Source organism: Stenotrophomonas sp. Steno-Z2 (genome assembly GCF_056393235.1).
The window spans coordinates 652089-678205 of sequence record NZ_JBWJOY010000001.1 but is presented as its reverse complement, the minus strand read 5'-3'; the positions used below and the strand labels follow the sequence as shown (position 1 = coordinate 678205).

17 protein-coding genes are annotated in these 26117 nt (G+C 69.4%); 7 read left to right on the top strand and 10 right to left on the bottom strand.

Going from position 1 to position 26117, the window contains the following annotated elements; genetic code table 11:
• Nucleotides 1–99: 99 nt before the first annotated feature.
• From AC06FP_RS03030 to AC06FP_RS02985, 10 genes are all read right to left on the bottom strand, one after another.
• Nucleotides 100–636, bottom strand: coding sequence for a cytochrome b (locus AC06FP_RS03030; protein ID WP_478074439.1), 537 nt, complete (start codon nt 634–636; stop codon nt 100–102).
• Nucleotides 633–1739: a catalase family peroxidase gene (locus AC06FP_RS03025; protein ID WP_478074438.1), complete on the bottom strand. Its 1107-nt coding sequence runs from the start codon at nt 1737–1739 to the stop codon at nt 633–635. The genes AC06FP_RS03030 and AC06FP_RS03025 overlap by 4 nt, the downstream gene beginning before the upstream one ends.
• Nucleotides 1740–1883: 144 nt before the next feature.
• On the bottom strand, nt 1884–3260 hold the full coding sequence (locus AC06FP_RS03020; RefSeq protein WP_478074437.1) for a leucyl aminopeptidase family protein: 1377 nt from the start codon (nt 3258–3260) through the stop codon (nt 1884–1886).
• 53 nt (nt 3261–3313) lie between these two features.
• Complete coding sequence (locus tag AC06FP_RS03015) at nt 3314–3970, bottom strand: DUF1294 domain-containing protein (RefSeq protein WP_456117289.1); 657 nt, start codon at nt 3968–3970, stop codon at nt 3314–3316.
• A gap of 4 nt (nt 3971–3974) precedes the next feature.
• Entirely contained in the window at nt 3975–4670 is a 696-nt protein-coding gene (locus AC06FP_RS03010; protein WP_478074436.1) for an HAD family hydrolase, read from the bottom strand.
• A 39-nt stretch (nt 4671–4709) separates the two neighbouring features.
• A complete protein-coding gene (locus tag AC06FP_RS03005) occupies nt 4710–5822 on the bottom strand; it encodes an AI-2E family transporter (RefSeq protein ID WP_478074435.1) in 1113 nt (370 codons plus the stop codon).
• A gap of 45 nt (nt 5823–5867) precedes the next feature.
• Nucleotides 5868–6296: a protein sip-5 gene (locus tag AC06FP_RS03000; protein WP_478074434.1), complete on the bottom strand. Its 429-nt coding sequence runs from the start codon at nt 6294–6296 to the stop codon at nt 5868–5870.
• Entirely contained in the window at nt 6293–6790 is a 498-nt protein-coding gene (locus AC06FP_RS02995) for a phage holin family protein (protein WP_456117285.1), read from the bottom strand. The genes AC06FP_RS03000 and AC06FP_RS02995 overlap by 4 nt, the downstream gene beginning before the upstream one ends.
• A gap of 7 nt (nt 6791–6797) precedes the next feature.
• The gene (locus AC06FP_RS02990) at nt 6798–7157 is read right to left on the bottom strand and encodes a hypothetical protein (protein ID WP_478074433.1); all 360 of its coding nucleotides are present in this window, start codon (nt 7155–7157) and stop codon (nt 6798–6800) included.
• Between the two features lie 99 nt (nt 7158–7256).
• Nucleotides 7257–8681: a Do family serine endopeptidase gene (locus AC06FP_RS02985; RefSeq protein WP_478074432.1), complete on the bottom strand. Its 1425-nt coding sequence runs from the start codon at nt 8679–8681 to the stop codon at nt 7257–7259.
• A 466-nt stretch (nt 8682–9147) separates the two neighbouring features.
• Between AC06FP_RS02985 and AC06FP_RS02980 the strand changes: the two genes are divergently transcribed.
• From AC06FP_RS02980 to AC06FP_RS02950, 7 genes are all read left to right on the top strand, one after another.
• Nucleotides 9148–11301 (top strand): adenosylcobalamin-dependent ribonucleoside-diphosphate reductase, encoded by a 2154-nt coding sequence (locus AC06FP_RS02980; protein WP_478074431.1) that lies wholly within the window; start codon nt 9148–9150, stop codon nt 11299–11301.
• A 141-nt stretch (nt 11302–11442) separates the two neighbouring features.
• Complete coding sequence (locus AC06FP_RS02975; protein ID WP_478074430.1) at nt 11443–12084, top strand: hypothetical protein; 642 nt, start codon at nt 11443–11445, stop codon at nt 12082–12084.
• An 80-nt stretch (nt 12085–12164) separates the two neighbouring features.
• Nucleotides 12165–12929, top strand: coding sequence for a TSCPD domain-containing protein (locus tag AC06FP_RS02970; RefSeq protein WP_456117280.1), 765 nt, complete (start codon nt 12165–12167; stop codon nt 12927–12929).
• A 707-nt stretch (nt 12930–13636) separates the two neighbouring features.
• A complete protein-coding gene (locus tag AC06FP_RS02965) occupies nt 13637–18856 on the top strand; it encodes a DUF7507 domain-containing protein (protein ID WP_478074429.1) in 5220 nt (1739 codons plus the stop codon).
• Between the two features lie 23 nt (nt 18857–18879).
• Nucleotides 18880–22581, top strand: coding sequence for a TonB-dependent receptor (locus AC06FP_RS02960; protein ID WP_478074428.1), 3702 nt, complete (start codon nt 18880–18882; stop codon nt 22579–22581).
• A gap of 204 nt (nt 22582–22785) precedes the next feature.
• Nucleotides 22786–24495 (top strand): right-handed parallel beta-helix repeat-containing protein, encoded by a 1710-nt coding sequence (locus AC06FP_RS02955; protein WP_478074427.1) that lies wholly within the window; start codon nt 22786–22788, stop codon nt 24493–24495.
• A gap of 275 nt (nt 24496–24770) precedes the next feature.
• A complete protein-coding gene (locus AC06FP_RS02950) occupies nt 24771–25898 on the top strand; it encodes an alpha/beta fold hydrolase (RefSeq protein WP_478074426.1) in 1128 nt (375 codons plus the stop codon).
• Nucleotides 25899–26117: the final 219 nt, after the last annotated feature.

Genomic DNA, 26117 nt, shown 5'->3' with positions numbered 1-26117 from the left:
CGCTCGCCGTCACCGGCCGACGCAAGGCCTGCGTCGAGCGGGGGAGGGAAGGCTCTCCGGCGCACAGTCCTGCAACCGCGGGTGTCCGGCGGTGGAACGTCAGTCCCGGCCGCGCGCCATCGCCTGGAACACGCCGTCGCGGCGCACCCACAGGTGGAACAGCGCGGCGCCGACATGCGCCAGCACCGTGGCGAACAGGGCATAGGCCAGCACGCCATGGGCGGTGCGCAGCGCCGCGTACAACACCGGCGTGTGCGGCACGATCGGCGGCAGGTGCAGGCCCTGCCACAGCACGATCGGGTAACCGCCGGCCGACAGCATCGCCCAGCCGATCAGCGGCATCGCCAGCATCAGCGCATACAGCAGCCCGTGCGACAGCCTGGCCGCCCCTGCCTGCCATGCCGGCAGATCGGCCGGCAGCGGCGGCGGGCGATGGCGCAGGCGGTTGTACAGGCGCAGCAGCGCCAGCACGCCGATGGCCACGCCCAGCGGGCGGTGCAGGTCGATCAGCAGCGGCCGCAGGTGCAGCGAGGCGACCATGGTCACGCCGATGAACAGCATGGCGAGGATCATTACCGCCATGGACCAGTGCAGCACGCGCGCCAGCAGGTTGAAGTGGCCGTTGCCGGTGTTCATCGCGCGGCCTCCTGCGGCTGTGCCGGGGCGCCGGCGGCGCGTTCGCGCTCGCGGCGGTTGAACGATTGCGAGTAGATCGCCGAGCGTGCCGCCAGCACCGGATCGTCGCTGCCGCGCATGCCGGTGGGCAGGATCAATGGATCGAAGTTCAGTTCGCCGCAGGCGCCCTGTGCCTGCGGCTGCATGCGCTCCAGGCTCAATACGCCGGCCACCACTTCCTGGCGCGACGCCGGCCACGGAATGGACGGGTCGTCGATGGCGTCGCCGGGGCCGGCGATGCTGACCACCAGGTTCCAGCGCACCGGGCCGTCGGCCAGGCGGCGCTGCAGGTCCTGTTCGAGGAAGTCCGCGTCCGCGCGCCTGCGCGCCCCGGCATCGAGTTCGGCCACCGGCGCCAGCGGCTGCCAGCGCCAGCGTACCGCGCGCTCCTGGCCCTGAGCGTTGGTGAACCAGAAGCTGTTGACGCTGTTGAACGTGGTATTGGCCCAGCTGTCGGTCCACGGCGCGGTCCTGGCCCATTGCTGGAACGCCCGTGCGCTGGGGTAGCGGGCCAGCAGCGCCGCCATCTTCTGCGGATCGGGCTTGCCGGTGGCCGGGTCGGGAACCTGCGCCCGGGTCTGTTCGAAGAAGGCTTCCGGCGTCGGCACCGCGAAGAACGGGAAGCTGTTCATCGCCATGCGCCATTGCTGGCCATCGTCGCTGACCAGCTGCAGGGCGATGCTGCGCACCCGTGCGTTGCCGTCGGCGCCATGCGGGTCGCCGCCGCCGATCGACAGGCGGCCGAGCACCGGCACCTTCTGCTGCGAAAACACCCGTGCGCTGGACAGCGCCGGCGCCTGCGCGCTGGGAGCGAACCAGCCGCCCACGCAGACGCCCTTGCTGTGCGCGCGGCGGAAACCGGGATGGGCCGGGCCGGTGGCCTCGATGGCGTCGGTGAAACGCTGCGCGGTCAGCCGGTCACGGCCGATCCAGCCGGCCAGCCACGCGAAGGCGAGCGCGGCGGCGCCCAGGATCAGCGCGATCAGGGCGATCCAGGGCAGCGGCGTGTGCCTGCGCGGAACCGTCGGTTCCTGGCCGGCGCGGGTATGGCGGAAAAGGGGCATCGGCGGACTCCTGCCTGCGCGGAACGCGTCGGACGCGACGTGCAGATCCTCGCAGAACCCGGCCGGGTGCGAAATTCAATTTTTCGTGAAGCCCGCCGCGGCGTGCGCTGCCGGCCGGGGCCGGCACGCGCCGCGCCGCCCGCGTCAGCCGTAGCGGACCTTGAGCATTTCCCAGGCCGAGCGCAGCGCCAGCGCTTCGCCGCCGGCCGGGCGGCCCGGGCGCTCGCCGTCGTTCCAGGCGTAGACGTCCAGGTGCGCCCACTTCTGGCCGTCGGCGATGAAGCGCTCCAGGTACAGCGCGGCGGTGACGCTGCCGGCCATGCGCGAGCCGGCGTTGGCCATGTCGGCGATGCCGCTGTTGAGGTAGCGCAGGTAGGGGCGCCACAACGGCATGCGCCACACCGGGTCGCGGGTGCGGTCGCCGGCGTCCAGCCACTGCTGCGCCAGCGTGTCGTCGTTGGCGAACAGCGCCGGCAGGTCCGGGCCGAGCGCGATGCGCGCCGCGCCGGTGAGGGTGGCGAAATCGACGATGGCGTCCGGCTGCTGTTCGCTGGCATAGGCCAGCGCGTCGCACAGGATCAGGCGGCCTTCGGCGTCGGTGTTGTCGATCTCCACGCTGATGCCCTTGCGCGTGGTGATGACCTCGCCCGGGCGGAACGCCTCCGGGCCGACCGCGTTTTCCACCGCCGGCACGATCAGCGTCAGCCGCACCGGCAGCTGCCGCGCCATGACCAGCCCGGCCAGCGCCAGCGCGTGCGCGGCGCCGCCCATGTCCTTCTTCATGTTGCGCATGCCGTCGGCCGGCTTCAGGTCCAGGCCGCCGGTGTCGAAGCACACGCCCTTGCCGACCAGCGCCAGGTGCGGCGCGGCTTCGTCGCCCCAGCGCAGCACGATCAGGCGCGGCGCGCGGTGCGAGGCGCGGCCCACGGCATGGATGGTGGGGAAGTTGCGCTCCAGCAGCTCGTCGCCGGCGATCACTTCCAGCGCGCCGCCGTGGGCGTCGGCGAGCTCGCGCGCGGCGTCTTCCAGCTGCTGCGGGCCCATGTCCTCGGTCGGGGTGTTGACCCAGTCGCGCACGCGCAGGCAGGCGGCCAGCACGTCCAGCACTTCCGGCGACGGCGTGGCGGCCAGCTGCGCCGGTTGCCGCGCCGGCTTGCGGTAGCGGGCGAAGCGGTAGCTGCCCAGGCCCCAGCCGAGCTGCAGGTTGGCGGTGTCGGCCGCGTCCAGCGCATTGGCCAGCCGCCAGCTGCTGCCGGCCGGCAGCGCGAACGGCGCATGCGCGTAGGCATAGGCATCGGCGCGGTCGCCGACGCCCAGCACCGCGCCGGCCAGCCCGTCCTCGCCCGGCAGCAGGGCAACGCTGCCCGGCGCGGCGGCGAACTGCTGGCTGCCGAGCCAGGCGCGGATCGCGGCCGGCTGGGCGTCCAGCCAGGCGGCGAAGCCCGCCTTGTCCAGCACGTACAACGGGCGCGCGTCGGCGGCGTCGGAGGTGAAACCAGCGGGAGACGATGAAGCGGACATGGAGGTTGTTCCTGAGGGTGGGGGGCGGCGGCCTGCGGTGGCCGGCGGTGTCGTCACGATGCCGTTCCGAGCCATGGAAGCAGCCAGTAAAGGGCGGCGCAATTCACTATCGCGCTGGTCCAGAACCCGAGCTGGAAGCTGATCTTGCGGGTCTTGTGGCGGAATGCCTGCTGCGCCAGCAGGCCGCCCGGCCAGCCGCACAGCAGGTCGAAGGCATGCAGGGTGCTTTCGCGCGTGCGCCATTGGCCGTTGTCCGCGGCCTTCTTGTCGAAGGCATAGGCGAAAAACGACAGCGTGCCCATGGCGGCGTAGGCCAGCGTCACCTTCAGCGGCCAGAACCCCATCACGCTGCCGGCTGCGAGCGCGATGAGCGCACAGGCCAGGATGAAGCGCTGCACGGAATCCACCGGTGCGGCGGCGGTGCGGCGTTCGCGCGCGGCGGTCTTCGCCTCCGCGCGCCGCTGTGCCTGCGCGCGCATCGCCTCGGCGTTGACGAACGTGACGTTCACCGCGTTCAGGCGGCCGCGTGCGTCGCGTTCGCTGTCATAGCGGATGAGATCGCCCTCGGCGGGCCGGCGTCCGGCCCTGGCCACCGCCTTGATGTGGACGAAGGCGCGCGCTGCATCGCCGGCGGTGGCCTGCGACTCGAGCGGGCGCACGAAGCCGTAGCCCTTGCCGTCGTTCCACTGTTCGATGCGGCCGAGCTGCATCGACTCAGTCCTGCGCGTCCAGCCAGTCGGCCAGCCCGGTGAGCGTGTCGAACTGCAGGTCCGGCGGCGGCGCGGCGTGGGTCCAGGCCTGGGCTTCGCGGTTGATCCAGCAGCCGCGCAGGCCGGCGCGCATGGCCCCGGCCACGTCCATCTCGGCGTGGTCGCCGACATGCAGGACCTGGTGGTGCGCCACGCCCAGGCGCGCGCAGGCGGCGTGGAAGATGCCCGGGTCCGGCTTGGCCGCGCCGAACTCGCGCGAGCCCAGCTGGAAGGCGAACAGCTCGCCGATGCCGATGCGCGCCAGGTCGGCGTTGCCGTTGCTGACCGCGGCCACCGGCACGCGCGCGGCGATGCGGCGCAGCGCGTCCAGTGCGTCGGGGTAGAACTCGACCTGGTTGCGCGCGGCGTAGAACGCCTCGTAGGCCGGTTCCAGCAGATCCATGCTGGCGCCGCTCTTCTCCAGCGCTTCGGTCAGGGTCAGGCGCCGCAGCGCGCTCAGGTCGTAGTGCAGGTGCGGGTTGTCGTCGAAGGTGCGCACGCGCAGTTCGCGCATGGCCTCCACCGGGTACATCGCCGCGGTGGCGGGGCTGTGGACGCGCATCCAGTCGTGCAGCACCTGGTCGATGCGGGCGCCGATGGGCGCGAACGGCCAGAGCGTGTCGTCCAGGTCGAGGGTGATGGCGAGGACAGGAAAGTTCACCGGGCCATTTTACGGCAGCGCGGCGGCGCGCGCCTTTGCCTATTCCAGCAACCGCGCCCAGCCCTGCATGCCGTCCAGCCGCGCCAGCACCAGCTTGGCGCAGACCAGTAGCGGCACCGCCAGCAACAGGCCGACGATGCCCCACAGCCAGCCGAACAGCATCAGCGCCAGCACCAGCACCAGCGGCGAGATGGCCATGCGCCGGCCCAGCACGATGGGGGTGACCAGCTGCCCTTCCAGGGTGTGCAGCGCCAGGTAGGCCAGCGCCGGCGCCGCCACCGCCAGCGGTTCGCGGAACTGGGTCAGGCCGACCAGCAGCATCAGCGCGATGCCGATCAGCGGACCCACGTAGGGCGCGAAATTGAGCAGCATCGCCACCGTGCCCCACAGCAGCGCCTCGGGCAGGGCGATGCCCAGCAGCACCAGCACCCCGGCCAGGGCCAGCCCGACCAGGGCGTTGATGATGGTGATGGTCAGCACGTAGCGCGAGATTTCGCGTTCCATCGCGCGCAGGATGTCGGTGGTGAAGCGCTTCTGCTGGCGGTTGGGCAGCAGCGCGATCACGTGCCGCTGCAGGTTCTCGCCGTAGATCATGAAGAACAGCGTCAGCAGCACCACCGCCAGCGCCGAGGCGGCCAGCCGCGGCGTGCGCACCAGTACCTTGTAGGGGTCGTCGAGCCGGGTGCGGATCACTTCCACCTTGCGGTTGTCCTCGCCGCCGGCGGCGCGGGCGAAGCTCTCGGCGGCCTGGTTGGCCTGCTGCACCGGACGCACCAGGTCGCGCACCTTGCGCGAGACCTGGCGCAGCTGCTGTGGCGTCTCGGCGAACCAGTCGGCCGCCGGCCCGGCCAGCTGCACCGCCAGCGCGCCGGCGCTGGCCAAGCCCAGGGCCAGCACCAGCAACGCGGCCAGGAAACGCGGCAGGCGCAGTTTCTGCAGCAGGCGGATGATCGGGTTGCCGACCAGGGCGAAGAACATCGCCAGCAGCACCGGCAGGATCACCTCCTGCGCGGCCCACAGCGTGCAGCCCACCGCCAGCGTGGCCAGCACCAGCACGGCGGCGGAGGCGCGCGGGCGCGGTACCGGCGCGGCCGGTTCGGCGGTGGACGCCGGCGCGTCCGGCGGGGACGGATCGGACGGCAGTGCGGGCATCGCGGCACTCCGGAGCGGGAAGGGCGTGGCCGGCGGCCGCGCGGATCAGGATTCTGACAGTTCGGTGGCTGCTTCGGCGGCCCGTGGCGGCGCGCCGGGTTCGGGCTCCCGCGCGGGCGATGCGGCAGCCTCGTCGGCGGCCGCGGCTGCTTCGTTCGTGGCCACGCCCGCGGCCGCGGCGGCTGCCGCCAGCCCCGCCTCCTGCAGGGTGGCGATCGAGGCCTGCGCCGAGGCCACCAGCCCGGAGACCGAGCCGATCATCTGCAGCCAGCGCGCGCCGCTGAAGGCGCCGCCCGGCTCCAGCCTGCCGGCCAGGAAGCCGCCGGCCAGGCCGGCGATGACGATGCGGCCCGGCGTCCAGCTGCGGCGCCAGGTGGTTTCCAGCGTGTCCCACTGCTGCATGGTCTCGTCCATGCGCACCTGCACGACGGCTTCGGCGCGGCGCACGCGGCGCTGCAGGGCATCGAAGTTCATGGCGCGTCGTCTCCCGGGATCTTCACGTCGGCGTCCGGGTCGTCCTCGGCAGGCTCGTCGAACAGGCCCAGCCGCGACAGCTGCCGGCGCGTGGCGTGCATGCCGGTGTGGTGGAAGAAATAGCTGACCCGCCAGACCGCGTAGCCGGTGACCGCCAGGCTCGCCACCGAGGTGATCAGCAGGGATACGAACCACGAAAGCCCGACGTAGTGCAGGAAGGCGATCAGCGTGGCGGCCAGCAGCAGCCACGCCGAGGCGCCGAACACGATGGCCACGCCGCTCCAGGCCAGCGCGCGGCCGAAGGCGCTGCGCGCCAGGGCGAAGTCGGCCGAGGCCAGGCGCCGCAGCGAGCGCAGCGTGTGCGCGGCCGAATCCAGCGTCTGCCGGCCGGCGCTGCCGACCTGGCGGATGCTCTCCTCCAGGCCGGGCGCGGCATTGGCCTGTTCGTCCGGCCCGCCCGCGGCGGCGCCAGGTGGGGGCGCGTTGTCGCTCACGCCCAGGTCAGTCGTTGCTGCGGGCGAGCTTGGCGATGATCCAGCCGGCGGCGAAGGCCACGCCGAACGAGGCCAGCGGGCGCTCGCGGATCAGGTCGGCGGCGCTGTCGAGCAGGTCCTTGCCCTTGTCCATCAGCGCATCCATCTGCTCCTTCGCGGCGGCGCCGGACAGCTCGGCGGCGGCCAGGCCGGACAGCGCGCTGTCGGACAGTTCCGCCTTCACGTTGGCCTTGCCCAGGCGCAGCTCGTCGCCGGCCAGGCTGGCCGCGTCCTTGACCGCCGAGCCGGCGGCCCTGGCGGCCGATTTCAGGTGCGACCCGGCGTCGCCCAGGTGGTCCTTCATGGTGTCGGTATTGGTGGGGCTCATCACTTCGTCTCCTTGGTTCAGCGGGAGCGCCACCGCGGCGGCGCAGGGGGCAAGCAATAGCAGCGATGGGGTGTAAGGAACGTTACGAGCGCCGGTCGATCAGCGCATCACCAGCTGGCCCTGCGTGTCTCCGCGCACGATGCGCAGCACCAGCTGCTGCGGCCGCGGGCTGAAACTCGCGCGCCAGCTGGCCAGGTCGACGAAGTCGCCGCTGCTGGCGGCCAGCACGATGTCGCCGCCGGCCAGGCCGGACTGCGCGGCGCGGCTGCCGCGCGCCACCTCGCTGACCAGCACGCCGTTGAGGCCGGCCTGGCGCGCCGACTCGGGCAGGTCGACGAAGGTGGCGCCGGCCAGGCGCGGGTCCAGCGTGTCGCCGGTCACCGCGCGCGGCTGCTCCTTGAGCGTGGCCTTGAGCTGCAGCGGCCTGCCGTCGCGGCGCACGTCCAGGTCGACGACGCGGCCCACCGGCTGCAGGCCCTCGAAGTTGTGCAGCGCCTGGGCGCTGTCCACGCGCTGGCCGTTGATCGCGGTGACCACGTCGCCGGCGCGCAGCCCCGCCGCGGCCGCGGCCGAACCGGACAGCACGCGGGTGACCAGCGCGCCGCGCGCTTCGGCCAGGCCCAGCCCCTGCGCGATCTGCGGGCTCAGGTTCTGCGTCTCCACGCCCAGCGTGCCGCGCACCACCACGCCCTTGGTGATCAGCTGTTCGACCACGTCGCGGGCCAGGTTGGAGGGAATGGCCAGGCCCAGGCCGATGTTGCCGGCCATGCTGCCCTGCGGGTTGAAGCTGGCGGTATTGATGCCGACCAGCTGCCCGGCCAGGTTGACCAGGGCGCCGCCGGAATTGCCGGGGTTGATCGAGGCGTCGGTCTGGATGAAGTTCTGGTAGCCCAGCCCGCGGATGCCGCTGCGGCCCACCGCCGAGACGATGCCCGAGGTCACGGTCTGGCTGAAGCCGAACGGGTTGCCGATGGCCACCACGAAATCGCCGGTGCGCAGCTGGTCGCTGTCGCCCAGCGGCAGCGCGGTGAGCCTGTCGGCCGGGATGCGGATCAGCGCGATGTCGGTGTCGCGGTCCGAGCCGAGGAACTCGGCCTTGACCGTGCGCCCGTCGGCCAGCGTCACCTGCACGTCGTCGGCGTTCTCGATCACGTGGTGGTTGGTCAGCACGTAGCCCTTGGCCGCGTCGATGATCACGCCCGAGCCCAGCGACTCGTTGATGCGCTCCTGCGGTACCTGCGGGAACAGGCGGCGGAAGAACGGGTCGTCGAAGAACGGGTTGCGCACCCGCACCACCTGCTTGGTGTTGACGCTGACCACCGCCGGCATCACCCGTTCCAGCATCGGCGCCAGCGACGGCACCGGCTGGCCGGCGACCGCGGCCGGCAGCGCCGCGGTGGCCGGCAGCATGGCGCCGGTGGACGCTTCGGCGCGGTTGTCCAGGTGGGCGTTGATGGCGCTGGCGGTGAAGCCGCCGAAGGCGGCGGCGAGCGCGAGGGTGAGCAGGGTCGGGAGCGGTCGCATAGGGGCCGGGGATTCCATGCTGGGACGCCGCTCGGGGCGTCCGGGTGGGGCGGGAGTGGCTGAACGGGAGTGTGGCGGCAGCGACCTAAATCGACAATGAAATCTTCCGCGCCGCCGCAATCGCAGGGGCGCCAAGCCCTGCGCCGATTGCAAGATCCCCGACACATATTTTTCGTTTGACATCCCCCCGGCGGTGGGTAATCTTGGCGTCGCCATCAGCCACTAGATGTTGGGTTGATGTGAAATGCGTCCCCAAGAAGTAGGGTTGAGGCCCGGGGTGCAGGCACCCCGCAGGAAGGCGTGCAATGACGACGGAAGCGATGCAGACCCCCGGCCCCCGCCGGACCGATCCCCGCCCGCCCGCAGGCGCGTAAGTCACGCGCCCGCAGCGTTGTCGTTGCAGCCCGGCCCGGCCGGGGAAACGGTAAACCGCACCGCAAGGTGCACAAGGAGAGTTCCCACCATCATGAGCACGGTGCGTCTGGAAGTGGTCAGCAACCCAACCCGATCGGACCTTATCCCCCTGCAGCCCGCCTCGCAGGACATCTGGGACAAGAAGTACCGCCTCAAGACCAAGGCCGGCGAAGCGCTGGATGCCGACATCGACGGCACCTACCAGCGCGTGGCCCGTGCCCTGGCCGACGCCGAGGGCAGCGACGAGAAGCGCGCCTACTGGTACGAGCGCTTCGTCTGGGCGTTGCGCCGCGGCGCGATCCCGGCCGGCCGCATCACCTCCAACGCCGGCGCGCAGGAACACAAGCCGGCCACCAGCACCATCAACTGCACCGTGTCGGGCACCATCACCGACTCGATGGACGGCATCCTGGAGAAGGTGCACGAAGCGGGCCTGACCCTGAAGGCCGGCTGCGGCATCGGTTACGAATTCAGCACGCTGCGCCCGCGCGGCGCGTTCGTCGCCGGCGCCGGCGCCTATACCTCCGGGCCGATGTCCTTCATGGATATCTACGACAAGATGTGCTTCACCGTGTCCTCGGCCGGTGGCCGCCGCGGCGCGCAGATGGGCACCTTCGACGTGTCGCACCCGGACGTGAAGGACTTCATCCGCGCCAAGCGCGAGGACGGCCGCCTGCGCCAGTTCAACCTGTCGCTGTTGATCACCGACGGCTTCATGGAGGCGGTGGACAAGGATGCCGACTGGCCGTTGGTGTTCCCGATCAACACCAAGGAACAGGCCGAGCTGGACCCGGCCAGCGGCGAGGAAGTGGTCTGGCGCGAATGGCCGACCCACGAGAACTACATCGTGCGCGACGACGGCCTGGTGGCCTGCAAGGTGTACGGCCACATCCGCGCCCGCCACCTGTGGGACATGATCATGGTCTCGACGTACGACTACGCCGAGCCGGGCTTCATCCTGATCGACCGCGTCAACGAGATGAACAACAACTGGTGGTGCGAGAACATCCGCGCCACCAACCCCTGCGGCGAGCAGCCGCTGCCGCCGTACGGCGCCTGCCTGCTGGGCTCGGTCAACCTGACCAAGTTCGTGCGCGACCCGTTCACCGACAAGGCCTCGTTCGACTGGGACGAGTACAAGGAAGTGGTGCGCGTGTTCACCCGCATGCTCGACAACGTGGTCGAGGTCAACGGCCTGCCGCTGGAACAGCAGCGCAACGAGATCATGCGCAAGCGCCGCCACGGCATGGGCTTCCTCGGCCTGGGCAGCACCATGACCATGCTGCGCATGAAGTACGGCTCGCCGGAATCGTGCGAGTTCACCGAGGCCATCGCCCGCGACATGGCCGTGGCCGGCTGGGAAACCGGCCTGGAACTGGCCCGCGAGAAGGGCCCGGCGCCGATCATGGAGGAGGCCTTCGAGGTCACCGCCGCGATGCTCCGGCAGCGTCCGGAGATGCGCAAGGACGGCTGGAAGGTCGGCCAGAAGATCCAGGGCAAGGTGCTGCACGCGCGCTACAGCCGCTACATGCAGCGCATCGCCACGGTCGCCCCGGAACTGGTGGACGAGCTGGCCGAGACCGGCGCGCGCTTCACCCACCACAGCTCCATCGCGCCCACCGGCACCATCAGCCTGTCGCTGGCCAACAACGCCTCCAACGGCATCGAGCCCTCGTTCGCGCATCACTACAGCCGCAACGTGATCCGCGAGGGCAAGAAGACCAAGGAGAAGGTGGACGTGTTCTCCTTCGAGCTGCTGGCCTACCGCGAGCTGGTCAACGCCAGGGCCATGCCGTTCGCCGAGGACGAGCAGGCGCGGCTGCCGGATTACTTCATCGCCGCCGACGACATCTCGCCGAAGGAACACGTCGACGTGCAGGCCGCCGCGCAGAAGTGGGTGGACAGCTCGATCTCCAAGACCGCCAACGTACCCACCGACTACCCGTACGAGCAGTTCAAGGACATCTACCGCTACGCCCACCAGCAGGGCCTGAAGGGCTGCACCACGTTCCGCTTCAATCCCGCCGCCTTCCAGGGCGTGCTGGTCAAGGAAGCGGACCTGGAGAACACCACCTACCGCTTCGAGCTGGAAGACGGCCAGGTGGTGGAGGTCAAGGGCAACGAGCAGATCGAGTACGACGGCGAGATGCACACCGCCGCCAACCTGTTCGATGCCCTCAAGGAAGGCTATTACGGCAAGTTCTGAGGACGCCTTCGCACGCCGCTCCGCCGCCAGGCGGAACGGCGACGGTGGTTCGGCCACCGGCTTTCCGCGCATGTTCCACGCTTCATCGGCTTCGATCCCGCATCCCGACGTTACGGACCCGATGCCCTTAAGGAGGGCTTTATGAGCAATGGCAATGGTGTGACGGCGACCGTTTCCCAGGTTGCCGACAACGTGAAGGAAGGCGCGGCCCACCTGGGCGACGCGGTGGCCGCTACCGCCAGCGACGCTGTCGCCGCGGTCAGGAGCCGCGCGCGCAAGGTCGAGGCCGGTGCGAAGAAGCAGGTCGCCAAGGCGAAGAAGGCGGTCAGGAAGGTCGAGAAGGCCGTCGCCAAGAAGGCGGCTGCGGCGAAGAAGGAAGTGAAGAAAACCGTCTCGGGCATGCGCCAGAAGCTGGAAGCCGCCAAGGCCAACGCCCGGGCCGAGGCCGCCGACCTGAAGAAGAAGGGCGCCGGCACCCGTGCCGCCGCCAAGAAGGCCGTCGTCGCCGCCGAAAAGAAGGCGGTGAAGAAGGTCGCGGCGGCGAAGAAGACGGTGACGGCCGCCGAGAAGAAGGTGGCCGGGGCCGTCGGCAAGAAGACCGCCGCGGCGAAGAAGGCCGTCGGCAAGGTCGAGAAGAAAGTCGCCGGCAAGACCGCTGCCGCGAAGAAGGCGGTGAAGACGGCCGGGAAGAAGATGGCCGCCAGGGCCGCCCCGGCGAAGAAGGCGGTGGCGAAGAAGGCCGCTGCCGTGAAGAAGGCGGCCAAGAAGGCCGTCCGCAGGTAACAAGCCGCACCCGCGCCCCCGTTCCGCAGCGGACGGGGGCGCCGCAACCCGCATCACAACGCATAACCAGGACCCGCACCATGGCCGTCAAGATCGACAAGAAAATCAAGGGTTATTCCGTCATCACCCCGGACGACAAGGCCCGGGAAGCGACGGCCAAGGCTCCGGTCGCACAGGCGCAGGACGATGCCCAGGAAAGCAACATCGTGCACATGCACGAGCGCATCGAGCGCCCCGACGTGCTGATCGGCAGCACCTACAAGATCAAGTCGCCGCTGGTGGAGCACGCCTTCTACGTGACCATCAACGACATCGTGCTCAACGCCGGCACCGAGCACGAACTGCGCCGCCCGTTCGAGATCTTCATCAACTCCAAGTCGATGGAGCATTTCCAGTGGATCGTGGCGCTGACCCGCATCATGTCCGCGGTGTTCCGCAAGGGCGGCGACGTCACCTTCATCGTCGATGAAATGAAGGCCGTGTTCGACCCCAAGGGCGGCTACTTCAAGGCCGGCGGCGTGTACATGCCCTCGCTGGTCGCTGAACTGGGCTCCATCGTCGAAGACCACATGAAGTCGATCGGCCTGCTGCACGACCCGGAAATGAGCGCCCACCAGCGCGCCCTGATCGCCGAGAAGCGCAAGCAGTTCGAGGAGCGCTCGAAAAAAAACACTGACGCCGTAGTCGTCGCTCCCGCCAGGCGCGAGGAAGACGTCGAAGTCACCGGCGAAGGCACCAGCTTCCCGCCCAGCGCCACCATGTGCCACAAGTGCAGCACCAAGGCGCTGGTGATCATGGACGGCTGCCAGACCTGCCTGAACTGCGGCTACAGCAAGTGCGGCTGAGAACGCCGGCTGCCCGCCCGTGACGGGCGGCCGTGGCTGGAACCGCGCAGCCCGCGGGGACTCCGGAGAAAGGAGGCCCCGTTGCGGGCAGGCCGCATGAAGCACCTGGCGCGAGTGGAATGTCCTTGCACCGGGCAGAGGGGGCGCTGAGCCCCCTTTTTCTTTGCCGGTCGCGGGTGGAAACGCCAGCAGGGCGCATCCGCGGCTGGATCCCCGGGCCGAACAGCCCCGGGCTCATCGTCGTCGGTGACGGAACGGGGCGCTCCCGCCGCGCCTGCTCAAGAATGTGATTGATTTTGTCTGCCTGTTCCCGGACCGTTGCGGGCTGGCGGCGATGCCATGGGCGAAGGGAAACGGATCGGCCTGGACGGCTGTCCCGGAAGGGCTCGCATGGAGAGGGCGATGACGAATCGGCACCCCGTGGCGGACCTGGGCGCGGGATGAGGTTCCACCCGGGACGCGTTTCCCGGGCTTCATTCCTTTTTTGTGCGGCCGATACGGTGTATCGGGGGCGTGCGGCTCGCTGAGCCGTCGTGTAGGGGGCGTACTGCGTGATGCAGGAATCTGGAGCGATGCGGCTGCGCCGCGTTTTCTGTCGTGTGGTGGCCGGCTGGCTTGCCCTGGCCGCCCCCGTTGCGTTCGCGCAGACCGCGAGCAACACCGCCACGGTTTCGGCGCCTGCGGGCGTTTTCGATCCCGTGTGCAATGTGGCCGATCCGGCATGCAACAGCGCGACGGACAGCGACACGGTCCTGTACGGGATCACCCTGGAAAAATCATGGTCCGGCGGCAAGGCCGGCGATACGGTTGCGCTGACCATCGCCCTGGACCCGGCCCACGTGGGCGCCTACCCGGATGTCAGCAACGCCACGCCGGGAAGTTCCACCTCGCCGGGCACCACCACCCGTGCGACCGCCAACGCCGCTGGCGGTACCCCGGTCAGGCTGACGGAAACCTTCTCGGCCGGCAGCGTGGCGGGTTACGTGGTGACGCTTGCCTGCAACGGCGCGTCGGTTCCGGTGGTCATCGATGCGGGTTCCAACTCCGCATCGGCAACGTACTCCACGCCGGCGACGGGCCAGGCCGACTGCCGGTTCACCAACACGGGGTTGAGCCAGACCCTGGACAAGGCGCTGACCGGCAATGCCGACGAGGACGGCAGCGGCACGGTGAGCCTGGGCGACACGCTGACCTATACGGTCACCGTGACCAATACCAGCGCCAGCGGCGACCTGGCGGGCGTGGTGGTCAACGACGCGAAGATCACCCCCGCCACCCAGACCTGCGCCAGCGTGGCGCCTGGCGCGACCTGCGTGCTCACGGGCACCTATGTGGTGACGGCGGCGGACGTGGCGGCGGGCAGCATCCGCAACACCGCCGTGGCCACCAGCCCGGTCTGCCCGACGGGCAGCCCCGATCCGGCCTGCACCACGACGGTCGATACGCCGACGGCGCGGCGGGTCATCGACGCGGTCGACGACGCCTACACCGGCATCAACGGCGCGGAGGGATATCCGGACGCGGGCAACGCCTATACCGGGAACGACACATTGAATGGCCAGCCTGTCGACCCTGCCCGCATCACGGGTACGGTGACGACGCCTGCCGCGCCGATCAACGGCGGTCCGGTGCCGGCGCTGGAGCCGGCCACGGGCGTGGTGGCGGTGCCGGCTGGTACGCCCGCCGGCAACTACACCATCACCTACCAGATCTGCGAGAAGGCGGATCCCGTCAACTGCGACACCGCCACCATCACGGTGACGGTGGTGGCGCCGCAGATCGACGCGGTGGACGACGGCTGGCCGCCGATCAACGGCAGCACAGGCGGCGAAACACCTTCGGTGCTGCTCAACGACACCTTGAACGGCCAGCCGGTGGATGCCGCTGCCGTGACGCTTGCGCCGGGTGCCAGCCCGAACCCCGGCCTGGCCATGAACCCGGACGGCACGATCACCGTGGCACCGGGTACGAAGGCGGGCACCTATGTGTACCCGTACCAGATCTGCGACGTGCTGAACCCCAGCAACTGCGACAGCGCCAATGCCACCGTGGTGGTGAGCGCGGCAGCGATCGTCGCCAATGACAACACGTACACGGGCATCGACAGCGTGGCGGGCAACCCCGCCGTGGGCAACGCTTATGCCGACGACACCCTGAACGGCCAGCCGATCACCGATGTGTCGCTGATCGCCGGCACGGTGACGGCCCCGGCAACGCCGATCAACGGCGGTCCGGTGCCCGCGCTGGATACCGCCACGGGCGTGGTGGCGGTGCCGGCCGGTACCCCCGCCGGCAGCTACACCATCACCTACCAGATCTGTGAAGTCCTGAATCCGGCGAACTGCGACACCGCCACCATCACGGTGACGGTGGTGGCGCCGCAGATCGACGCGGTGGATGACGGCTGGCCGCCGATCAACGGCGGCACGGGCGGCGAAACACCTTCGGTGCTGCTCAACGACACCTTGAACGGCCAGCCGGTGGATGCCACAGCCGTGACGCTTGCACCGGGTACCAGCCCGAATCCCGGCTTGGTCATGAATCTGGACGGCACGATCACCGTGGCACCGGGTACGAAAGCGGGCACGTATGTGTACCCGTACCAGATCTGCGACGTGCTGAACCCCGCCAACTGCGACAGCGCCAATGCCACCGTGGTGGTGAACGCGGCAGCGATTGTCGCCAATGACGACACGTACACGGGCATCGATGGCGCGGCAGGCAACCCCGCCGTGGGCAACGCCTATACCGGGAACGACACATTGAATGGCCAGCCTGTCGACCCGTCCCGTATCACGGGTACGGTGACGACGCCTGCCGCGTCGATCAATGGCGGTCCGGTGCCTGCGCTGGATGCGGCCACGGGCGTGGTGGCGGTGCCGGCCGGTACGCCCGCCGGCAACTACACCATCACCTACGAGATCTGCGAGAAGGCGGATCCGACCAACTGCGACACCGCCACCATCACGGTGACGGTGGTGGCGCCGCAGATCGACGCGGTGGATGACAGCTGGCCAGCGATCAACGGCAGCACAGGCGGCGAAACACCTTCGGTGCTGCTCAACGACACCTTGAACGGCCAGCCGGTGGATGCCGCTGCCGTGACGCTTGCGCCGGGCGCCAGCCCGAACCCCGGCCTGGTCATGAACCCGGACGGCACGATCACCGTGGCGCCCAGTACGCCGGCGGGCACGTATGTGTACCCGTACCAGATCTGCGATGCGCTGAACCCCGACAACTGCGACAGCGCCAATGCCACCGTGGTGGTCAGCGCGGCAGCGATCGTCGCCAATGACGACACGTACACCGGCATCGATGGCGCGGCAGGCAACCCCGCCGTGGGCAACGCCTACGCCGACGACACCTTGAACGGCCAGGCGATCACCGATGTGTCGCTGGTCACCGGCACGGTGACGGCCCCGGCAACGCCGATCAACGGCGGTCCGGTGCCCGCGCTGGATACCGCCACGGGCGTGGTGGCGGTGCCGGCCGGTACGCCCGCCGGCAGCTACACCATCGCCTACCAGATCTGTGAAGTCCTGAATCCGGCGAACTGCGACACCGCCACCATCACGGTGACGGTGGTGGCGCCGCAGATCGACGCGGTGGATGACGGCTGGCCGCCGATCAACGGCGGCACGGGCGGCGGAACGCCTTCGGTGCTGCTCAACGACACCCTGGGCGGTCGGCCGGTGGATGCCGCTGCGGTGACGCTTGCGCCGGGCACCAGCCCCAACCCCGGCCTGTCCATGAATCCGGACGGCACGATCACCGTGGCGCCCGGTACGAAGGCGGGCACGTATGTTTATCCGTACCAGATCTGCGACGTGCTGAACCCCAGCAACTGCGACAGCGCCAATGCCACCGTGGTGGTGAGCGCGGCGCCCATCGTCGCCAATGACAACACGTACACGGGCATCGACAGCGTGGCGGGCAACCCCGACGTGGGCAACGCCTACACCGACGACACCCTGAACGACCAGCCGATCATCGATGTGTCGCTGGTCACCGGCACGGTGACGGCCCCGGCAACGCCGATCAACGGGGGGCCGGTGCCGGTACTGGATACCGTCACGGGCAGGGTGCGGGTGCCGGCAGGAACGCCGGCCGGCACCTATGTGATCGCCTACCGGATCTGCGAGGTCCTGAATCCGACGAACTGCGATCCGGCCACCATCACGGTGGAAGTGAAGTCCGATGTCGAACTCCGTGTGACCAAGACCGCCGGCGTGCGCGAGGCGCGCATCGGCGACCTGGTCCAGTACCGGCTGGTCGTGGAGAACGTCGGCACGACCGACCTGGTCGATGGCAGCATCGTGGACATGCCCGCGGAGGGCTTCAGCTACGTGGAGGGCTCGCTGGTCTCCGGTGATGCCGATGGAATGGCGACCGTGTCGGGTGGCCGCCCGCTGCGCTTCTCCGGCCTGGACGTGCCGGTCGGGCGGAAGGTGACGCTGGCCTACGTGATGCGCGTGGGCGCGGGCGTCCGCCCGGGCACGCACGTCAACCAGGCGCAGGCGTACTCGCCCCAGGGCGAATCCGTGTCCAACCTGGCAACGGCCGACGTGGTGCTGGCCGCCGATCCGCTGCTGGACGACAGCCTGGTCTTCGGCACGGTGTTCAACGACCGCGATGGCGACGGCTGGCAGGACAGCGCCGAGCTCAGTGGCGTGAGCGTGCGCGGCGGGTTTGCGGCGCAGGCCTACGTCGCTGGTTCCACCACGGTGGACCGCGGCACGGGCCCGCAGCCGCAGGCCGATGCCGGCGCGTCGATGCTGCGTGGCATTGACGTGGGCCGGATCAGCGGTCGCCAGTCGGTGGCCGACCCGATCGCGGCGCACCAGGTGGTGATCCGCCAGCGCCTCCGTGAGCTGGCGTTCACCGACGACTTCGTGCTGACCAGTGCGCAGGGAATCACGGTGCGCATGGACCGTGACGGCCGGAGCACGGTCGAGAAGCGCGGCGATGCGGCCAGCGGCCTGAACGCCGCGGCGCCCACGGTGGAGCGCGTGGTGGGCCAGGACGAGGGCGGTTACGTGGTCGACTACGTCATCGGCAATGCCGGAATCGACGAGCGCGGCATCCCCGGCGTGCGCATCGCCTCGGTGGAAGGCCTGCTGATCGAGACCGACCAGTTCGGCCGCTACCACCTGGCCGGCGTCGACGGCGGCGCCTGGGAGCGCGGCCGCAACTTCATCCTGAAGGTCGATCCGTCCACGCTGCCGGCCGGCGCCGTGTTCACCACCGACAACCCGGTGCTGCGCCGTGTCACCCCCGGCGTGCCGGCCCGGTTCGACTGGGGCGTGACGCTGCCGGAGCAGATCATCGAAGGCGGCAGCGGGAAGATCGAGCTGGAGCTGGGCGAGGTGTTCTTCGCGCCCGGCAGCGCGGAAGTCCGCGAGCGGTTCAGGCCGGTGATCGAGGCCATGGCGGCCAGGGTGCGCCAGTACCACGGCGGCGAAGTGGTGATCCAGGCCAATGCCGACGAGCAGGGCCTGGCCTTCGACCGCGCCACTGCGGTCAGGCAGGCCCTGCTCGCGCTGCTGGACCCGGCCGCCGTCCAGGGACTGGAAGTCAGCGTCCGGGCCACGGTGGACGAGCCGGATTCGCTGGTCGTGGGAATCGACGAAGGCGGGGCGCTGCTCGGCACGGTGCTGTTCGACACCGACAGCGCGACGATCCGCCCGCAGTTCGAGCCGCTGCTGGACAGGATGGCCGCGGCGCTGGAGCGCATGGGCGGCGGCAGCATCGCCATCGTCGGGCATACCGACGTGCGCGCCTCGCATGCCTACAACACCGCGCTCGGCCTGCGTCGCGCCCGGGCCGTGCATGACGCATTGACCAGGCGCCTGGGCCCGGAACTGCGCGCCAAGGTCAAGGTGGACATCAGCAACGATCCGACCGCCCCTGCCGGAGCACGCGAATGAGCGGCCGGCCCATGCACAAGCCCATGAAGATGAAACTGCTGGACTACGCCGTGACCGGCGTGCTCGCCGGCATGGCCACGATGGCCATGGCCCAGCCCGCCGGCGCGCAGGCCCGGCAGGACGGTGCGGACGGGATGGCCGCGCCGGTGCAGTGCGGCGATGCGCAGTGCACGGGGGAGGACGGCCTGCTGTTCCGCCTGCGCACGCGCAGCTACGACAGGCCGGTCACGCAGGCGACGGACGCGCGTTCGTCCTCCGAGGCATTGCAGCCCGATCGCCGGGTCACCGTGGCCGTCGAGCCGCCGGGCAGGGCGAATGCGCTTGGCCGGTTCGCCATCGATCTGCCCGATGGCGGCGTCATCTGGGCGACCGAGGATCCCACCCTGGGGCGGCCGGAGCTTTCGGTCTCCGCGCCTTCGATCGTGGCGTTCGATGGCCGGCGCATCCCCAGGCCGGTGCAGTTCTATGTGCGCAGCAACTACCCGGCATTCATCCAGCGCCTGGAAATCACCCTGTACCGCGGCAGCGATGGCGACCTGGTCGATCCGGTCGCGCGGATTCCGATGGACGTGGCCGCCGTATCGCAGGGGGAATGGAACGGCGAACTGCCCGCCGGGTATTCCTTCCGCAAGGGCGACGAACTGGTCTACGTGCTGCGCGCCTACGGGGAGAACGGCGCCTTCGATGAAACCCGTCCACGCACCCTGCAGCTGGTTTCGCCCGAGGACGCCGAACGCGGCGCCGATCTCCTGCGCGACCGCGTCGAGCGCAACAGGGGCGGCGGCCTGACGGCCGACCAGGCGCAGTCGCAGGCGCTGATCGACAGCGTCTTCTCGGGCAATGGCCTGCGCCAGCAGAACATCGCGCTGTACGGTTCGCGCATCCGCATCCAGGGCCGCAACCTGCCGCAGAACGCATCGCTCACGATCAATGGCGAAGCCTACCCGGTGGACCTGGAGCGCAAGTTCGTGGCCGAGTACCTGGTTCCGGTCGGGCGGCACCGGTTCGACATCGGCGTGGGCGGCGCCGACGCGGCGCGGCAGGCGGCCCCCGCTTACGCCCTGGATGTGGACGTGACCGGCCGCTATTTCTTCGGCGTCGGACTGGCCGACGTGACCTTCGCGCGCAACCAGGTCGGCGGCTCGACCGGCCCGACCGCCAACGACGACCGCTACCGGGACGACGTGATCAGCGACGGCAGGCTGGCGTTCTACGGCAAGGCCAAACTGCGCGGAAAGTACCTGCTGACGGCGCAGGCCGACACCACGCAGCGCGACCTGGAGCACCTGTTCAGCGGCTTCACCCGCGCCGACCCCCAGGACATCTTCCGGCGCCTCGATCCGGATCTGTACTACCCGGTCTATGGCGACGATTCGACGACCTACCGGGACGTCGACACGATGGGGCGCCTGTACCTGCGCATGGACTGGGCCAGGAACCAGGCGCTGTGGGGCAACTATGCCACCGGCATCACCGGAACCGAACTCGCCCAGTACCAGCGCTCGCTGTATGGCGCGGCCCTGGACTGGCGTTCCAATGCCACCAACCGCTGGGGCGATGCGGGCACCACGCTGCGGGTGTTCGGTTCCCAGGCGGAGACCGCGCCGGGCCACAGCGAGTTCATCGGCACCGGCGGCAGCCTGTACTACCTGCGCCATACCGACCTGCTGCCCGGTTCGGAGGTGGTCACCCTGGAAGTACGCGACCGCACCACCGGCCGCGTCGAGAACCGCACCGTCATGCAGCGCGGTGCCGATTACGAGATCGACGCGCTGCAGGGACGCATCCTGTTGACCCGCGCGCTGGCGCAGGTCACGCGGGAGAACATTCCCACGCTCACCCGCGACGCGCCGCTGGACGGCTTCGAGCAGCGCCTGCTGGTGGACTACGAATGGGTGCCCTCCGGCTTCGATGCCGACGACATCGCGGCCGGCCTGCGCGCCAGGCACTGGCTCGGAAACCACGTCGGCGTCGGCGCGACGTATGTGGAAGAAAACCGGTCCGGCGAAGACTATGTGCTGGCCGCCGGCGACCTGACCCTGCAGGCCGGCAAGGGAACCTACCTCAAGGCCGAATATGCGCAGACCGAGTCCTACGGCGCGCCCGTGTTCTTCTCCGACAACGGCGGCCTGAGCTTCATCCAGCAGAACGACACCAGCCTGTACCGCGAGGGCGAGGCGAAGTCGCTGGAAGGGCGCGTCAACTTCAAGGAGCTGGGCTGGACCGACCAGGAATGGAGCGCGGGCGCCTGGTGGCGCACTACCAGTGCCGGCTATTCCGTCTCGCGCTACGACACCGGCCTTGCCGTCGTCGAATACGGTGCCGAACTGCAGGGCCGGTTCACCCCGGACCTGGGCCTGTACACGCGTTACACCCGCGCCGAGAGCGGCGCGGACGCGCTGACCCAGGCGCAGGCCACGCTGGAGTGGCGCATCGGCGACGCCGGCACGTTCAGTGCGGAGCTGCGGCACGTGCAACAGGAGGGCGGGGCGCTCGAATCCAGCGGCACCCTGGGCGCGCTGAAGTACCTGCGGCGCGTCGGCAGCACGCTGGAGATGTACGGCGTCGGCCAGTTCACCCTGGACGACGACGGCGGCAGGTACGCCGACAACGACGCCTTCACGCTGGGCAGCAAATACCTGTTCGGCGACAACTCCAGCGCGGGCGCGGAGGTCACCACGGGCGACCGCGGCGACGCCGCGTCGGTGAACGCGGAGTACCGGCTGAGCGCCGAGCACGCGCTGTATGGCGCGTACACCTACTCCACCGATTCGACCGCCTACGATTCGCCCTTCCTGCGCAGCGCGCAGAACGGCTGGACCCTGGGCCAGCGCTGGCGTCTCTCCAACCAGGTCAACCTGTTCAATGAAAGCCAGTTCCTCAAGGAGCCGGACCAGTCCGGCCTCGCGCACACCTACGGCATGGATCTCTACCCGGCGCAGGGCTGGAACCTGGGCTTCACCCTCTCCAGGGCCGAACTGACCACCACGGGCGGCGGCGACGTGGAGCGGCGCGCCATCGGCGTATCCGGCGGGCATACCTCGCCCAGCGCCGATTGGACCAGCAAGCTGGAGTGGCGCCGCGACAGCGGTGCCGAGCAGCGCGAGCAGTGGGTCAGCACGACCCGCCTGGCCTACCGGATCAACGACAGCTGGCGCATCGCGGCGAGGCTGAACTACGCCGACACCGACGACAAGCTGAATCCGGCGGCGGGCGCGAGGTTCATCGAAGGCAACGTGGGCTTTGCCTACCGCCCATGGAACAGCGAACGCTGGGGCCTGTTCGGCCGCTACACCTACCTGTACGACCTGGCCACGCTGGGGCAACTGGGCGGCGCGGACTACGACCAGCGCTCGCAGATCCTCTCGTTTGAGGGCGTGTACAAGTACGACCAGCACTGGGAGTTCGCCGGCAAGCTGGCGCGCCGCGAAGGCGAGGTCCGCATGGGCCGCGGCACGGGCATCTGGCTGGACGCGGCCACCACCTTCTCCGCGGTGCAGGTCCGCTACGAACTGCGTGCCCAGTGGCATGCGCTTGCGGAGTACCGGCGGCTGGACGTCAGCGACGGGGGCACCCGGCAGGGTCTGCTCGCCGGCGTGGATCGCGATCTCAACCGGAACTTCCGCATTGGCGTGGGCTACAACTTCACCGAGTTCAGCGATGATCTCACCGACTTCGACTACGACCATCGCGGCTGGTTCCTCAACCTGACCGGACGTTATTGAGATGCGCTCCGTTGCGTATGGGCGCGGTCGCGGCCGTGGTGCGGTGGTGCCGACGGGCATGACGGTGGTGGTGGCGCGATGAAGAGCAGAGCGTGGACGAGGGTCATTCGATGGAGAGCACTTATGCGGGATTCTGATACTTCCAGGCCGGCTGGGCGGATTGCGCTTCAGCCTGGAGGGCGCGGACCGGCATGCAGGTGGGGGATGCTGGCCGCGCTGCTATGGGCGAACTCCGCCGCGGCCGCCACCTACACCGTCACCACGCTGGACGATGATGTCGGGACCTGTACCGGCGCCAGCCCGAATTTCAGCTGCACGACCCTGCGCGCGGCCATTGAGGAGGCCAACGCCACGATGCTGGTGAGCGACAGCATCGTGTTCGGTGTGTCCGGCACCATTACGCTCCAGTCGATGCTTCCCGACGTGATGGATACGCTGGTGATCGACGGCGGCAATGCCATCACGATCGCAGGCGGAAACTTCGACAGCCTGTCCTTCTACGGCGAGGATGCCAGGAACAGCCGGCTCCTGAACATGCAGTTCAGTGGGACATCGGGGGACGGCAGCACGCTGCGCGTCACCGAAACGCCGGACGTCCTGATCCAGGGAAACACCTTCACGATGGAGCAGACAACGGGCTCGGCCATCCTGGTGCGGAACAGCAGCAACGTCACGACGGACCAGAACACGGTTACCGGCAGCGTATACGGCATCAACTACTTCAACGACGAGTATTCCTCCCATCTCGCCGATCCGGCCTACAGCGGCGCGATCACCAACAACAAGGTCGCCGGCGCCTCTTCCGGCATCGCACTGTTCACGGCCAGCAATGTGCTGGTCGACGGCAACACCATCACCAACAGCACCGGCATTGGAATCCGGCTGGGCATGCAGTTCGACGGCCCGTATGGCGCCGGCAACAACCGCATCACCAACAACCTCATCACCGGCAGCAGCGGGGCGGGGATATCGGTTACCGGATATGGTTTTGGAACGCAGGTCGGCGTGTTCAACGACAACCTGATCCAGGCCAATACCATCACCGGCAACCGGGGTTCCGGTGTGGATTTCTCGAGTACGGCGCTGATCCAGATCAACGGCAACGTCGTTACCGGCAACACCATCACCGGCAACGGCGGGGCGGGCGTCAGGGTCGCCGGCGACAATGCGGCCGACAACGGCATCTACGCCAACAGCAATATTTCAGGCAATGGTGGCCTGGGCATCGACCTGGGCGTGGCCGGCGTCACGGCCAACGACCCGGGCGACACCGACACCGGGCCCAATGGCCTGCAGAACTTCCCGGTCGTCGCCAGCGTGTCCGGGAACGCCGTCGCTTTTTTCCTGGACACCACGGCCAACGCCAACGGCTACCGGATCGACTTCTACAACAACCCCGGCGGCCTTGATCCGACGGGCCATGGCGAGGGCCAGGTCTGGCTGGGTTCGTGCAACGTCGCAAACCCGGACGCCACCGTACCCAGCACCTGCAGCGTTTCGGGGGTGGACCCGGCCACCCTGCGCATGACGGCCACGCGCTGCGCGGACGCGGCATGCACCAGCGGCGCGACGTCGGAGTTCAACGGAGCGTCGGCCGACCTGACCATCACCAAGACCAATACGCCGGGGGCGAACGGCGAGGTGGATCAATCCGATGACACGGTGACCAGCGGCTCGGCCACCACCTACACCCTCGTGGTGGGCAACAAGGGGCCGAGCCCGGCCAACAACGCGGTGGCCAGGGACACGCCGGGCGCAGGGCTGAGCGACTGCGTCGCCACCTGCACCTCGACCACCGGCGGCGCGGTCTGTCCTGCCGCGCCTGCCGATCTCCTGACGGCGGCAGGGGTGAGGATCGCGGTACTTCCTGCCGACAGCAGCGTTACGTTCGCGGTCACCTGCAATGTGCTGTAGGCGGTTCCCGGGTGTCTTCCGCGAACCGGCGGAAGCGCTGGGCCGGGGTGTTGCAGAGCGATGAGCGCCTGCCCGGCAATGGCTGCGTGATCATCTGCCCGCCATCGCCGGGACCACTGCAGAGACGGAGGAAGGAGCCGGCGGCTCTGGATGCCTGCGGCCCGGTCGCGCTCCGGTGCGACGAAAGGGGGAATGACGTTGGGCACGCTTGATCTGCCTGTCGCGCCGATGGAGGCTGTCGGCCAACATCCCACGATGCAAGGCAGGAGATTGCCATGACTAGGAATCGACCCGGATGGCGCGCGCTGGCCAGCCTGTTGCTGGCCCTGCCGCTGGCGGCGACCGCGCAGGACGCCTGCCCGGACCGCTCCGGCTATGCGCCGGCGCGCGGGATCATCGCCGACCTCGGCCGCATCGTCGCGCCCGGTGGCGTGCAGGAGGATTACGCGGCGGAGATCGGTGGCATCCGGCAGTGGGTGAACGTGCGCGGGCAGGACCGCGACAACCCGCTGCTGCTGTTCGTGCATGGCGGGCCGGCGTCGCCGGTGATCCCCACGCTGTGGCAGTTCCAGCGGCCGCTGGAGGAGTACTTCACCGTGGTCAACTACGACCAGCGCGGCGCGGGCAGGACGCTGCTGCTCAATCCGCAGGAGCAGGTGGCCGGCACGCTGCGCATCCAGCGCTACGTGGACGATGCCATCGAGCTGGCCGACTCCCTGCGCAGGCGCTACCACAAGCGCAAGCTGGTGCTGGTGGGCCACAGCTGGGGCACCGTGGTGGCGATGCAGGCCGCCCTGCAGCGGCCGGACCTGTTTCATGCCTACGTCGGCATCGGCCAGGTGATCGACGTGCGCAGCAACGAGAAGATCAGCTTCGACTACGGCCTGCGCACCGCACGCGAGCGCGGCAACGCCGAGGCGGTGCGCGAGATGGAAGCCATCGCGCCCTACCCGGGCGACATGCCGATCACCCGCGAACGCATCGTCGTCGCCCGCAAGTGGCCGCAGTACTACGGCGGCCTGAGCGCCTACCGCAGCGAGTCGAACTACTTTTTCCAGGGGCCGCGGCTGTCGCCGGACTACGACGATGCCGCGCGCTGCGCGATCGACGCCGGCAGTGTGTTCACGCTGGGGCGGCTGCTGGACGAGTTCCTGCAGGTGGACTACCGCGGGGTGAAGGAATTCCCGATCCCGGTGCTGATGTTCATGGGGCGCCACGACTACACCACGCCCTCGGAACCGACCGCCACCTGGCTGGCGCAGGTACGCGCGCCCTACAAGCGCGGCATCTGGTTCGAGCGTTCGGCGCACATGATGCCGTGGGAGGAACCCGGCAAGACCCTGGTCAGCCTGCTGGAACACGTGCGCCCGCTGGCGGTGGAAGGCGAAGCCGGCAGCCGGTGAGCGCGCGGTGCGCGCTTCCACATGGCGGCGCGCGCCGCGGACCGCATGCCCGCCATGCCGGGCTATGATCGGCGTCCACCTCGACGGGAAGGAGCGGCGCATGGCAGGAACACGGCGGCATGGAAGGGTGTTGGCATTGGCGGGCGCGATGGTCGTATTGGTGGCCTGCAGCGCGCCGGACCCTGCGCCCGTGGCCGCGGTACCGCCTGCCACGCCGGA